The following is a 12,251-nucleotide window of genomic DNA, read 5'->3' on the forward strand; positions in this document are numbered from 1 at the left end:
CCCGCTGCTGCCTCCAACTGGTCGCGCTGGACGACCTCTCCGGCCCGCCACGCGAACAGCAGGGATCACCTCGCGTACGTCTGATGTCAGTGGCCGCTGGGTGATCGGCTCCGCCCGACCGACGGCATATGCCTGGCCCGCGACCGTGGCACCGGCGTCGCCAGGTCGATTCCCGCGCCGGAGGACGTGGGGCGACGTCGCCGCCGGGTGCGACGTCGTGACCGTCCAACGATCGCTCGGCCGTGGAAGGCCCTCATCGATACATGGGGGCGGTCATCTCGCCGCCGTACCCGGGCTCGAGAGCCACCTCGCAGTCACCGGTCGTGGTGAAGCAACGAAGCAGGTATGTCTCGTCCGCGGAGATGGCGCCCTGGCTGAGGTCGTCAAGCATGGAGTCCCAGGTCGCACGGGGGTAGAAAGTCACGAGGAGAGTCGTCGCCGTCTCCCAGGTCGGGTTCGTCGTGGGCAGCCCCACCTCAGGCAACTTGAGCGTGACGTGACGGTCGAGGTCGTCAGCGGCTTGCACCCAGAAACCCTCGGCTGTCTCCTGCACCAGGTGCGAGAAGTCCGGCGACCAGGACGACCAGCCGACCGCGATCTCTCCGCGGCTCTGGTAACGGCCTTGGACGTCGACGGAGCCCCACGCGGAACGGCCGGTGACCTGGTCTTCGTTGAACGGCGCCCGCTCGAGCCCGAAGCCGTCGAAGGACACGAAGCGGATGCCGGGAGATCCGTGTTCCGGGGCTTCTCGGACCCGGGCGAGACGCCGGGTCGCGATGTCGTACATCCAGATGGGCGCGCGGGGTTGGTACTCGAGGAAGTACACCCTCCCGAGGGCGTCGATCCCGGCTGTCCAACCCGACGAGGTGCGCATCGGCACGTCGGCCAGCCGACGCGAGGTCTGGACGTCGTACACCAGCAGGGCAGGCTCCGGACTGTCCGTCACCCACGCTGCGAACCGTCCGTCGTGGCTCAGAGCCGGGGCCCAGCTGCTCTGGGCGCGAGTGCTGAGCGGATCGAGCCGCCCATCGGCAACGCGGTACACGGCGTCGCCGTCCCACCCGATCGTCGTGCCGGCGTGACTGGTCATGGTCATGCACGCCGACGCGATCGGCGCTCCTGCACCCACGATCCTGGTCCCGTCGTCCGAACAGTGCGGCACCTGAGGGGGCGACCCCATCGGCAGCTCAGACACCTCGGCAGGGACGTCGTCGTCGGTTGCGGGGATGGTGGTGCTGGACCGCATGGACAAGGAAGCGACGCCAGCTGCGGCGACGACCAGAGACAGGGCCGCCGCGCCCGCGGCCCGTCGGTGAACATCGTGACGGCGCCGCCTGACCCCGCCGTCCATGACCGCGGAGACATCGACCTCCGGCGTCTCGCGCGACTGGGCCTCCGTGCGGAGCGCGGCCCGAAGCTGCTCCTCGAGGCTCATGTCTCCACCCCGACTTCCTGGCTGCGCATCGCCGAGATGCCGCGACGCAACGCTCGCATCGCGTCAGACGTCTGTGACTTGACGGTTCCGACGGCGCAGCCCAAGATCTCGGCGGTCTCGATCGGTGACTGGTCCTCGTAGTAGCGCAGCACGATGACGGCCCGCTGCCCCTCGGGGAGCGCGCACACCAGCGGCCAGAGCTGGGCATGATCCAGGACCGCGTCCTGGGCCGGCTCCACGATCAGGCCCGGGACCTCGGCTCGCAGCACCTCACGTCGCCAGGAGAGGCTGCGGCGGTGGGACACCAGGGTGTTGACCATGACCCTCCGTACGTAGGCCTCGGGCGCGTCCATCCGGCTGACCTTCTCCCAGCGAGCGAAGCACTTTTCGAGCGAGGTCTGCAGCAGGTCTTCGGCAGCAGGGGTAGAGGCCGTCAACAGGAAGGCGAGGCGGTACAGGGCCGATCCGCGAGCGGAGACGAACTCCACGAAGTCGACAGCGTGGTCCTCCGCGCTCATGGCCGCCTCCGTTCGCCAGCCCACCTCACTTCTAGTAAACGCCTCGGGCGTTTCGCTGGTTGGGTGGCTCACGGGCCGATCTCGCTACCGGCCCTGACGAGGGAAGGCATGCGGACAGATGCGGAAGTGACTTGTCCGGTGGGACGACAAGCAGCCGGTCCTCCGCCCCATCCGGCACGCCTGGTGCGTCGAGGTCGCTCCCGGCCGCCTCGAACGCTCGCGCCTGGCGAAGATGCCCGGCAGCGGGGGACGCCTATGGCATCGGTTCGCGGCTACTCGTGAGCGATGAGGCCAGATGGGCGCTTCCCCGCCCAAACTTCCCCATCGCCTGGGGCTGCGGGTTCAGCCGCTGCTACGAACCAGAAACCGCCACAGCCTGGCGTGACGCCTTGACGCGCTGAGCTGCGACCAGGGAACGTCTTCAGGTTGGCGGTTCGGGCTGCCGGGGCCCACGAGGATGCCGCAATAGGGACACACCCAGTTAGGTGCACTCCTCGTCAAAGTCCGCAATGTCGGGCCCGCAGGCAGTCAAGAGCTGCTGGATGTGCAGCGTCATCGGGGCGCCGTCGGCCTGGTAGTCGACGTACAGGTCGGACACCTGCGCGCCACCTCGGTCGGCCGTGAGGGTGACCACCAGCTCCTCGAAGCCGAACTCGATGGGTTGGCTGCCGCAACTGTGGCTGACGGGTACACCGGAGACCCCCTCTTCGAAGGACCCGCGCAGTGGCACCTTCACGTAGGGCTCATCGAAATTGGGAGGGCTGCCTGCGCCCATGGCAAACGGGTAGTAAGAGTCTTTGACCCGGGCGGTTCCCCGCGCGAAGTCCGCCCGGGTCACTGTACGAATCCAAGCCGAGACCTCGAGAGGTTCGACGGGCGCTGTGAACCGGACGTCTTCCAAGACGATGTCGATGTCTTCCTCGGTAGAGCAGAGAAGGAAGGTGCCCCAGCTGGCGGCCCACGGTTGATTACCAGGGGGGCTGAAGAGCGACTTGCCGCCGACGCTGCTGCTTGCCGACAGCGGTCCGCTGCCGTCAACATGCACGGGCCTCTCGGTCGTAGCTCCTTCGGACTCCTGACTCGAACACGAGGTTGTAGCAGCGACGACACCCAGGAGCGCAGCGGAGACCGCTGCGCCCCTGAGTCGCCGGCGAATGATTACCCGCGGATTAGGCATTCCTGAGACGCTCCATGACTTTCCCGGCCCTGTCCGGGATGTCGTTGTTGCCACACAGCCACCGGCCGGCAGTGATGCTGTATGTCAGACGCGCCTCTTCGTTGTATGCCCGCGTTGAGCTCAGGTCGATCCCAATGATGCCCTTGAACTTCACGCCAGCCGAGTACGTGTAGGAGTTCGCGCCGGCGAGTTCCCGGTGCCAATTACCATCGCTGGTGAATCTCACGCACTTGCCCCAATCGGGACGGGTCACGCCACTGGTGTTCTCGCCAGCCTTACCGGTATAGCCCGTCGGCCTCCAGTAGACGACGTCGGGTTCGTCGCAGGGCTTCTGGGTGAAGTAGGAGAACACCTTCGTGTACTCCACGCCGACCCGGTAGCTACGGGCGTACGTCTTCATAGTCCAGTCGAACCCCGAGCTGCGAGAGGTGGTCGCTGCCCCGGAGGTCCCGAAGTCCCAACCGGATCCTGCGGTAGCAGCCGCCACTCCGAAGCTTGCGACGAACGAGTCCGTCGACTTCACCCTGTGGGCCATCCGGGACCCATCGCCGCCGATGGGATAGCCGGTACCGATCGTGGCCGTCCGCTTACGCGTCCGACCGGTGTAGGCGCCGTAGCAGACCACCTGGTCCGGAGTGCCAGCCACGGCCCGCTCGGGGACGCTGACCGGATCGCCAAGACCGTCGTCTCCTGTCCCATCGGTCTCGTCGTCAACGAGCGTGGACCCGTCCCCCACCTCAGCCACGTCGAGAGCTACTGGTTCTTGATCTTCCGCAGCCTGGGTGCTGAGCATGGCGATGTCCTCACCGATGGAGAACGGCTGAACCTTCGCACTGCGGAGAGCCTTCGATGTCACGGCCACGGTGGGTGCAAGCGGGTCTACCCACTGCATCGTCCCATCGCTGGCGAGGACGGCCCGCACCGAGCCTGTGCCCGCGCCCTGAGCATTTCCCGCCTGGTCGAACGTGACGACTTGAAGAGTCGCTAAGCCGTCCTCGGTGAGGGTGTTGTCCGGCAGCGTCTCGGGAGCGATGTGCACTGAGTAGGTGTCACCGTCCACGGTGATGCTCGAGTCCGGCAACCAGTGGATCGGCGCCGCGGCCTTGGACCCGCCCATGACTTCCCGGTCGACGTACACCGCGACACGGTCGACGCCGGAGTCCGGAAGACTCCCGGCGATAGCGAGGGGCGCCGCATCTACGGCCCCTGCTTGCGGAACGAGAGAGACGAAGCTCCCGACCAGAGCAGCGACCGCAGCCGCCGCCAAAGAAGTCTGCAATCGTGTGTTTGCGGGCGTGAACCATGGTCCATCACATCCATTTATGTTATGGAAATCTCTCTCCGAGAAGTATTGATTTGTAGGTTCACACCGGACGTGGGCCTTCGTCATACGCTGATCCGGGTATTCAGCCAGCTACCCAACTCGGTCGTTTCGTCCCCAGCGGCGTGCGGCGTGCGCCGAACAAGTCGGAGGGGGATCAGTAGACGCGGATTCTTCGAGCCCGTCAATGGCGGTGCCACGTGCTCGACTTCCGCCGCTGGGCGCATCAGGGCCGGACGAACACCTCGCCGGCGTCGCCGCGCAGGCGCCACCGCCCGCCGCTGATCGCGTCGGACGCAACGAGCCTGCAAGCCGAGACCGACGCGGTCCCGCCTTGGTACAGCTCAGGACCATTGATCCAGTCGTCGTCCGCTCCAGGGCACCAGTACTCCTGACCGTCGACCACCGGGAACGACGTGTAGACGACGCCGTTGCCACCGACGAACGCGAGGTTGAGGCCCAAGACGGGCTCCTCACTTCCCAGCGCGGCACGCGTGGACGTCATCGGTACCAATACGAAGGTGTGCCCCGCGGGGGCGGGCTCGTCCCCGACGATGTCAGGGGCGGTGATGCCTACCTGGGCGGGGTCAAGGCGGATCTGCCAGCCGTTGAACTTGAACGTCGTGCCGGCGGCGTACGGCGCAGCCCATGAGCCGGGCTTCGCCACCACCACGACCCACCAAGGACATCTACACCGCCTTGGGGGCAGTCGACACACGCCCCGAGGACGGCGTCGTACCTATCGCTGCGGAGTTCGCCGGCCCGACAGGCCCTCCGAACTGCCCGCACCTCCTCGCCGCACCCACGCCCGTCGCAGCGCCGGCGGGGGTTGCCTGCCTCGGTTCGGCGTTGACGGTCGGGCGAAACAACCGACCCAAGGAGCGTCCACGTGAGCAGCAGTCCGGGGTTCCCGATGCCTGAGGGCGTCAGCCGGCGCGGCGACTCCTGGCGGGCGCGCTACCGCAACCCCGAGACGGGTCGCCAGCACGAACGATCCTTCGACAAGCAGGTCGACGCCGTGCGGTGGCGCCGCCAGCAGCTCGACGCCCTGGACCGGGGCCGCTGGGTCGACCCGGAGGCCGGCAAGGTCTCCTTCCTGGCCTACTTCGAGGCCTGGGGGCGCGACCAGCTGTGGACCGACGGGACCCGCAAGGCGATGTCGCTGGCCGCCCAGTCCACGACCTTCGCGGAGCTGGACCTGCGCCTGATCCGGCCCAGCCACGTCGAGGCGTGGGTGAAGTCGATGACCGTGCCCACCGCCACCCGGGCGCGTCCGCTCACTCCGGGCACGGTCAAGACCCGGTTCGTCAATGTCCGGACCGTGTTCCGCGCGGCGGTGCGCGACGGCATGATCGCCGTCGACCCGACCGGCCAGGTCCGTCTCCCCCGGCTGCGCAAGCGGGAGGCGGCGATGACGATCCCCACCCCCAAGGTCGTCCGGGCGATCCTCGAGGCCTCAGCGCCGCGCTTCCGCGCCTTCGTGGGGTTGTGTGCGTTCGCCGGCCTGCGGCTCGGTGAGGCGACCGCCCTGCAGGTCGGCGACGTCGACTTCCTGCGCCGCCAGGTGCACGTGCGACGGCAGGTCCAGCGCCTCGACGGCGCGGTCGAGATCCGGCTGCCGAAGTACAACTCCGAGCGCACCGTCCACGTCCCCGACGCGCTGCTGGAGATGCTCTCCGAGCACGTCGCGCTGGGGCTGGCCTACGACTGGCTGTTCGCCGAGGTCGAGGACGTCCCGCCGCACCAGAACACCGTCGGCTACCGGTGGCGCACCACCCTGGAACGGGCCGGGGTTGCGGGTGTCCGCCTGCACGACCTGCGGCACTTCTACGCCTCCGGGCTGATCGCCGCGGGCTGCGACGTGGTGGCCGTGCAGCGCGCTCTCGGGCACGCGAAGTCGACCACCACACTGACCACCTACGCCCACCTGTGGCCCTCTGCAGAGGACCGCGTGAGGGACGCCGCGGCGTACCTGTTCAGCGAAGTCGCTGGTTCTGGTGAGGGCACAGTGAGGGCAGAGCGGCCCTGAAAACCGTGCAAACCGCCTCTGACCTGGGCAGACAGTGATCGGTCAGACGTTGAAGCGGAACTCCACCACGTCACCGTCGGCCATGACGTAGTCCTTGCCCTCCATGCGGACCTTGCCGGCCTCCTTGGCCTTGGCCATGGTGCCCGCGGCGACGAGGTCGTCGAAGGAGACGATCTCGGCCTTGATGAAGCCCTTCTGGAAGTCGGTGTGGATGACACCGGCCGCCTCGGGCGCGGTGGCGCCCTTCTTGATCGTCCAGGCGCGCGTCTCCTTGGGCCCGGCGGTCAGGTAGGTCTGCAGGCCGAGGGTGTCGAAGCCGACGCGGGCCAGCACCTCCAGGCCGGGCTCGGTGACGCCGGCCTCGGCGAGGAACTCGGTGGCCTCCTCGTCGTCGAGCTCGATCAGCTCGGACTCGAACTTCGCGTCCAGGAAGATCGCCTCGGCGGGCGCGACCAGCTCGCGCATCTTCGCCTTGAGGTCCTCGTCGCCGAGCTCGTCGGCGTCGCAGTTGAAGACGTAGATGAACGGCTTGGCCGTCAGCAGGGAGAGCTCGCGCAGCAGCTCGCGGTCGATCGAGGTGGCGATGATCGGCGTACCGGCCTCGAGCGCCTCCTTGGCCTCCTTGGCGGCCTCGAGGTTCGCGACCAGGTCCTTGACCTTGCGCGACTCCTTCTCCAGGCGGGTGATCGACTTCTCGACAGTCTCCAGGTCGGCCAGGATCAGCTCGGTCTGGATCGTGGAGATGTCGTTGCCCGGGTTGACCTCGCCGCCGACATGGGTGACGTCGTCGTCGCGGAAGACGCGGGTGACCTGGCAGATCGCCGAGGACTCACGGATGTGGGCCAGGAACTTGTTGCCCAGACCCTCGCCCTGTGAGGCGCCGCGCACGATGCCGGCGATGTCGACGAACTCGACCGTCGCCGGGAGGATCTTCTCGGATCCGAAGATCTCGGCGAGCTTGGCCAGCCGCGCGTCGGGCACCCCCACGACACCGACGTTGGGCTCGATCGTCGCGAACGGGTAGTTCGCCGCGAGGACGTCGTTCTTGGTGAGCGCGTTGAAGAGGGTGGACTTGCCCGCGTTGGGGAGACCGACGATTCCGATGGTGAGAGCCACGGGCCGCGAGTCTACGGGCGTGCGGCGATGCCTTCCGAATCGTGCAGGTCCTCGAGACCCGTCACGTCGTCCTCATGGCTGCCCCGGGCGTGCCGCGCGGTCAGCCACAGGCTCTCGGCGAGGTAGACCGCCGGGTAGACCAGCGACACCAGCACCAGCGACACCGGCGGGTCGGGCATCTGCCAGGTGATCAGCGCGAACACCACGAGCCACGCCGACGCCAGGGTCATGTTCAGCCCCCACAGCGTCGCGGTGCGCGAGGGGTAGACGTACTTCACCGGCACGAAGCTCAAGACCGCCAGCACCATCAGCAGCAGCGTCGTCATGGCGACGTCGAGGTCGAGCACGAGCACGTAGAAGGCGACGATGTTCCAGTACGACGGGAAGCCGAGGAAGAAGTGGTCGTCGGTCTTCGCGTCGCTGCGGCAGAACTGGTAGCTCGCCGCCACGAGCGGGATGACGGCCACCACCGCGCCGCCCACCCCGTCGGGGAGCCGACCGGTCGACCACAGCAGCGCCATCGGTGCGAAGGCGTAGGTCAGGTAGTCGACGATGTTGTCCAGCAGCGCCCCGTCGATCTGGGGCACCACCTCCTTGACCCGGAAGCGGCGCGCGAGGAAGCCGTCGGTGCCGTCGATGACCATCGCGACCAGGAACAGCCAGAGGACCGCGGTGACCTCGCCCTCGTAGGACAGGTGGACCATCAGCAGGGCCAGGACGACCCCGGTCGCGGTGTAGGCGTGGACCGCCCAGCCGGCAAGTGTGTTCACGGGCATCAGTCTCCACGCACGGTGACGTCCAGCGACATCCGGCGGTTGCGGCGCAGGTCGCCGCGCACCAGCGAGCGCACTCCGCGCCCGATGACGCGGCGCGGCGTCAGGTCCTCGTAGTCGCCTCGGCGCTGGCCGGTCACCAGCTCCAGCACCGGTCGGGCCGCGACCTCCGGGGCCTGGCCCCACAGGCCGACGACCACGGGCAGCGCCCGCACCCGCTTCTCCATGCCCGGCATCACGGTGACGTGGCGCAGCATCGCGGTGCGGACCAGGCCGGGGTCGAAGCCGTGGACCTGTACGCCGGTGCCGGCCACCTCCTGGCGCACGGCCCGGGTGAACATCCGGTTCCACGCCTTCGACGCGGCGTAGGCGTTCTGCAGCGGCACCGGCTTGGCCGACCCCTTGCCCCAGACGTTGACGACCTGGCCGCTCCCCTGCGCCAGCATCGTCTGCACGGCGGTGCGGGTGCCGTGGAAGACGCCGCGCACGTTGGCGTCGAGGACCCGCTCGAAGTCGGTGGGGTCCAGCAGGTGGGTGGGGCCGTAGGGGCTGCCCGTGCCGGCGTTGTTGATCCAGATGTCCAGACCGCCCAGCATGATCGCCACGTCCCGCAGCGCCTCGACCTGCGCGAGGTCGGCGACGTCGGTGTCGCGGCCCTCCGCGCGGATCCCGCTGCGGCGCAGCTCTGCGACGGCCTGCTCGACGCCGTCGCCGGGAAGCGCACCGATGACGATGCTCGCCCCGGCCTCCCCGAGCGCTTGCGCGATGGCGCGGCCGAGACCACGGCTCCCGCCGGTGACGACGGCCACCTGGCCGTTGAGCGGTGCGTCCATTCCCGGACCTCCTGGAGTCGAGCTGCGTGTGGTCCGAGGACAGGGCCGTAAGGCTAGCGGCTTAGGCTTCCGGCGTGCGCCTCGCGACCTGGAACGTCAACTCCCTCCGCTCCCGCATCGACCGTGTCGAGGCCTTCCTCGAGCGCCACGACGTCGACGTCCTCGCGCTCCAGGAGACCAAGGCCAAGGTCGACCAGCTGCCGCTGATGGGCCTGCAGGCCCGCGGCTACGAGGTCGCCGCCGCCGGCACCAGCCAATGGAACGGCGTGGCGATCATCAGCCGCGTCGGCCTCGAGGACGTGCAGGTCGGCTTCGAGGGCATGCCCGGGTACGGCGACCCGGTCGCCCCGGAGGCCCGCGCGATCGGCGCGACGTGCGGCGGCGTACGCGTGTGGAGCCTGTACGTCCCCAACGGCCGCAAGCCCGACGACCCGCACTACGTCTACAAGCTGGACTGGCTGGCGCGGCTGCGCGAGGCGGCCCTGGAGTGGCGTGACGGCGACACCGCGCTGGTCGGCGACTGGAACATCGCCCCGCTCGATGAGGACGTGTTCGACATCAAGCAGTTCGCGCGGTCCACGCACGTCACCCCGCCGGAGCGCGCGGCGTTCCAGCGCTTCATCGACGACGGCTACGTCGACGTCGTACGACCGCACACGCCGGGCCCGGAGGTCTACACCTACTGGGACTACTTCCGCCAGCGCTTCGAGCGCAACCGCGGCCTGCGCATCGACTTCGTGCTCGGCTCGCCCTCGCTGGCGAAGCGGGTCACCCACGCCTTCATCGACCGCGAGGAGCGCGCCGGCACCGGCGCCTCCGACCACGCCCCGGTCGTCGTCGACCTCGACTGAGGCCGCCCTACGGCGCCATGGGCGCCGACTCGGCGAGGTTGTCGGTGGGGGCGGCCATGCTGGGGCCATGCAGACGGTGACGATCTTCCTGGCGCTGGCCCTCGGACTGGGTCTCGGCGTGCTCCTCGGGGTGCTCTGGGCGCGCTCGCGCCCCGCGCACGTCGAGGCGCTGGGGCAGGGCATGGTCGACCAGGCCGAGGTGATGCAGGGCCTCGACCGGCTCAGCGACCAGATGCAGGCCCTCGAGCACGCCCGCGCGGTGTGGCAGGGACAGTTCGCCCAGCAGGTCGACGACATGCGCCACACCACCGACACCCTGCGCCAGGAGACCCGCACCCTGTCCACGGCGCTGCGCAAGCCGCAGGTGCGCGGCCGGTGGGGCGAGATGCACCTGCGCCGGGCCGTCGAGCTGGCCGGGCTCGTCGATCGCTGCGACTTCTCCGAGCAGGTGCGCCTCGAGGACGGCGCGCTGCGCCCCGACCTCGTCGTCCAGCTCGTCGGGGGCCGTCAGGTGGTCGTCGACGCCAAGGTCCCGCTCGACGCCTACCTCGACGCCACCGGCTCCAGCGACGACGAGGAGCGCGCGGCCCACCTGCTGCGCCACGCCCGCCAGCTGCGCACCCACGTCGACGCCCTCTCCGCGAAGGCCTACTGGCGCTCGCTGCCCCAGACCCCGGAGTTCGTGGTGCTGTTCGTGCCAGCCGAGTCGTTCCTCGCCGCCGCGCTCGAGACCGACAACTCCCTGCTCGAGCACGCCGCGACCCGCCAGATCGTGCTGGCCACGCCGACGACGCTGATCGCGCTGCTGCGCACCGTGGCGCAGGGCTGGACCCACGAGGCGATCGCCGAGCAGGCCCGCGAGATCCACCAGCTCGGTCGCGAGCTGCACGCCCGCCTCGGCACCATGAGCGGCCACCTCGACGCGGTCGGGCGCTCCCTCAACGCCGCAGTCGGGCACTACAACTCCACCGTCGCCTCGATGGAGTCGCGGGTGCTGGTCGCGGCCCGCCGCTTCTCCGACCTCTCGGTCACCGACGACGAGCTGCCCGGCCCCCGCACCGTCGAGCTGCGCGCGGTTCCCCGGCGCGCCGCGGGCGAGTCGGACGCCGAGGACCCTACGGTGGCGCTGTAGCGACCAGGCCAGCATCGAGGAGGTGCGCGTGAGCCGTCCCCGGACCCTGTGGGAGCAGGGCAACGATCCCGGCCTGCAAGTCGCCGCCCTCGCCGTCGCGATCACCCTCAGCGCCGTCGTGCTCGAGCTGCGCATCGGAGGCGACGTCGCCTGGTTCACCGACGTCGTGTTCGTCTCCGCCTGCGTGGCCGCCGCGCTGCTGGTGCGGATGGCCGACTTCTTCACCGTCGGGGTGCTGCCGCCGCTGCTGATGCTCGGCGTCTTCGCGATGCTCGCGACCACCACCCGGGAGACGATCGCGCACCCCGAGGACGGGTTCGTCCAGGCGGTCGTGACCGGGCTGTCCGGGCACAGCCTCGCCCTGGTGGTCGGCTACGCCCTGGCCCTCGGCGTGCTCGCCATCCGGCACCGGGTCCAGGTGCAGGGCAAGCCCCTGATCAGCCCTCGAAGCGCGACGGATCGCCCGCACCACGGCGGATGACCTCGGGCGGGCCGTCGGAGAAGTCCACGACGGTCGTCGGCTCCGCGGGGGTCTCCCCCGCCTCGATCACGATGTCGACGTCGTGGTCGAGGTCCTCCTTGACGCCCCAGCCCATCGTGCGCGGCTCGGTCTCGCCGGGCAGGATCAGCGTGCTGGACAGCATCGGCTCCCCGAGCTCCTCGAGCAGCGCCTGGGCGATGACGTGGTCGGGGATCCGCACGCCGACCGTCTTCTTCTTCGGGTGCAGCAGGCGCCGCGGCACGTCGGGCATCCCCGGGAGGATGAACGTGTAGGGCCCCGGCGTGGCGGCGCGGATCGCGCGGAACGCCGAGTTGTCGATCTTGACCAGCTGGCCGAGCTGGGAGAAGTCGCTGCACATCAGCGTGAAGTGGTGGCGGTCGTCGAGGCCGCGGATGCGCAGGATCCGGTCGCGTCCGTCGCGGTTGCCCACCCGGCAGCCCAGGGCGTAGCCCGAGTCGGTCGGATAGGCCACCAGCGCGTCATCGTCGCGCATCGCGTCGGCGATCTTGGTGATCAGCCGCCGCTGCGGGTTGTCCGGGTGCAGGTCGACGTAGCGCGCCATCG

13 protein-coding genes are annotated in these 12,251 nt (G+C 69.3%); 4 read left to right on the plus strand and 9 right to left on the minus strand.

Annotated elements, in window-relative coordinates; all coding sequences use genetic code 11:
* Positions 1–253 precede the first annotated feature (253 nt).
* The 5 genes from HBO46_RS15850 to HBO46_RS15870 all read right to left on the minus strand — a co-directional run bounded on the left by HBO46_RS15850 (position 254) and on the right by HBO46_RS15870 (position 5,124).
* Positions 254–1,435, minus strand: coding sequence for an SMP-30/gluconolactonase/LRE family protein (locus tag HBO46_RS15850; RefSeq protein WP_166133411.1), 1,182 nt, complete (start codon positions 1,433–1,435; stop codon positions 254–256).
* Complete coding sequence (locus tag HBO46_RS15855; RefSeq protein WP_166133413.1) at positions 1,432–1,953, minus strand: SigE family RNA polymerase sigma factor; 522 nt, start codon at positions 1,951–1,953, stop codon at positions 1,432–1,434. The genes HBO46_RS15850 and HBO46_RS15855 overlap by 4 nt, the downstream gene beginning before the upstream one ends.
* Before the next feature lie 481 nt (positions 1,954–2,434).
* Positions 2,435–2,998, minus strand: coding sequence for a hypothetical protein (locus tag HBO46_RS15860; protein ID WP_166133415.1), 564 nt, complete (start codon positions 2,996–2,998; stop codon positions 2,435–2,437).
* 124 nt (positions 2,999–3,122) lie between these two features.
* On the minus strand, positions 3,123–4,268 hold the full coding sequence (locus HBO46_RS15865; protein ID WP_166133417.1) for a hypothetical protein: 1,146 nt from the start codon (positions 4,266–4,268) through the stop codon (positions 3,123–3,125).
* A 409-nt stretch (positions 4,269–4,677) separates the two neighbouring features.
* Entirely contained in the window at positions 4,678–5,124 is a 447-nt protein-coding gene (locus HBO46_RS15870) for a hypothetical protein (RefSeq protein ID WP_191480161.1), read from the minus strand.
* A 216-nt stretch (positions 5,125–5,340) separates the two neighbouring features.
* Between HBO46_RS15870 and HBO46_RS15875 the strand changes: the two genes are divergently transcribed.
* Positions 5,341–6,480, plus strand: a complete 1,140-nt coding sequence (locus tag HBO46_RS15875; protein WP_224769151.1) for a tyrosine-type recombinase/integrase — start codon at positions 5,341–5,343, stop codon at positions 6,478–6,480.
* A 42-nt stretch (positions 6,481–6,522) separates the two neighbouring features.
* Here HBO46_RS15875 and ychF read toward each other — a convergent pair whose 3' ends face one another.
* The 3 genes from ychF to HBO46_RS15890 are packed head-to-tail and all read right to left on the minus strand — an operon-like array spanning position 6,523 to position 9,202.
* A complete protein-coding gene (gene ychF, locus HBO46_RS15880; protein WP_166133421.1) occupies positions 6,523–7,596 on the minus strand; it encodes a redox-regulated ATPase YchF in 1,074 nt (357 codons plus the stop codon).
* Positions 7,597–7,607: 11 nt separating this feature from the next.
* Entirely contained in the window at positions 7,608–8,366 is a 759-nt protein-coding gene (locus tag HBO46_RS15885) for a CDP-alcohol phosphatidyltransferase family protein (RefSeq protein ID WP_224769152.1), read from the minus strand.
* Between the two features lie 5 nt (positions 8,367–8,371).
* The gene (locus tag HBO46_RS15890) at positions 8,372–9,202 is read right to left on the minus strand and encodes an SDR family NAD(P)-dependent oxidoreductase (RefSeq protein ID WP_166133425.1); all 831 of its coding nucleotides are present in this window, start codon (positions 9,200–9,202) and stop codon (positions 8,372–8,374) included.
* A gap of 74 nt (positions 9,203–9,276) precedes the next feature.
* Here HBO46_RS15890 and HBO46_RS15895 point away from each other — a divergent pair, with 74 nt between their 5' ends.
* The 3 genes from HBO46_RS15895 (at position 9,277) to HBO46_RS15905 (ending at position 11,666) form a co-directional block, all read left to right on the plus strand.
* Complete coding sequence (locus HBO46_RS15895; RefSeq protein WP_166133427.1) at positions 9,277–10,053, plus strand: exodeoxyribonuclease III; 777 nt, start codon at positions 9,277–9,279, stop codon at positions 10,051–10,053.
* Positions 10,054–10,120: 67 nt separating this feature from the next.
* Entirely contained in the window at positions 10,121–11,185 is a 1,065-nt protein-coding gene (locus HBO46_RS15900; protein ID WP_166133429.1) for a DNA recombination protein RmuC, read from the plus strand.
* A 28-nt stretch (positions 11,186–11,213) separates the two neighbouring features.
* Complete coding sequence (locus tag HBO46_RS15905) at positions 11,214–11,666, plus strand: DUF6542 domain-containing protein (RefSeq protein ID WP_166133431.1); 453 nt, start codon at positions 11,214–11,216, stop codon at positions 11,664–11,666.
* On the opposite strand, the gene HBO46_RS15910 is transcribed toward HBO46_RS15905, so the two are convergent.
* Complete coding sequence (locus HBO46_RS15910; protein ID WP_166133434.1) at positions 11,623–12,249, minus strand: L-threonylcarbamoyladenylate synthase; 627 nt, start codon at positions 12,247–12,249, stop codon at positions 11,623–11,625. The genes HBO46_RS15905 and HBO46_RS15910 overlap by 44 nt on opposite strands.
* Positions 12,250–12,251 lie beyond the last annotated feature (2 nt).

The organism is Nocardioides ochotonae (genome assembly GCF_011420305.2).
GTDB lineage: Bacteria > Actinomycetota > Actinomycetes > Propionibacteriales > Nocardioidaceae > Nocardioides > Nocardioides ochotonae.

Coding starts and splice junctions, on each gene's coding strand:
- HBO46_RS15850 (WP_166133411.1), bottom strand. CDS start 1,435: ATGAGCCTCGAGGAGCAGCTTCGGGCCGCGCTCCGCACGGAGGCCCAG.
- HBO46_RS15890 (WP_166133425.1), bottom strand. CDS start 9,202: ATGGACGCACCGCTCAACGGCCAGGTGGCCGTCGTCACCGGCGGGAGC.
- HBO46_RS15855 (WP_166133413.1), bottom strand. CDS start 1,953: ATGAGCGCGGAGGACCACGCTGTCGACTTCGTGGAGTTCGTCTCCGCT.
- HBO46_RS15910 (WP_166133434.1), bottom strand. CDS start 12,249: ATGGCGCGCTACGTCGACCTGCACCCGGACAACCCGCAGCGGCGGCTG.
- HBO46_RS15900 (WP_166133429.1), top strand. CDS start 10,121: ATGCAGACGGTGACGATCTTCCTGGCGCTGGCCCTCGGACTGGGTCTC.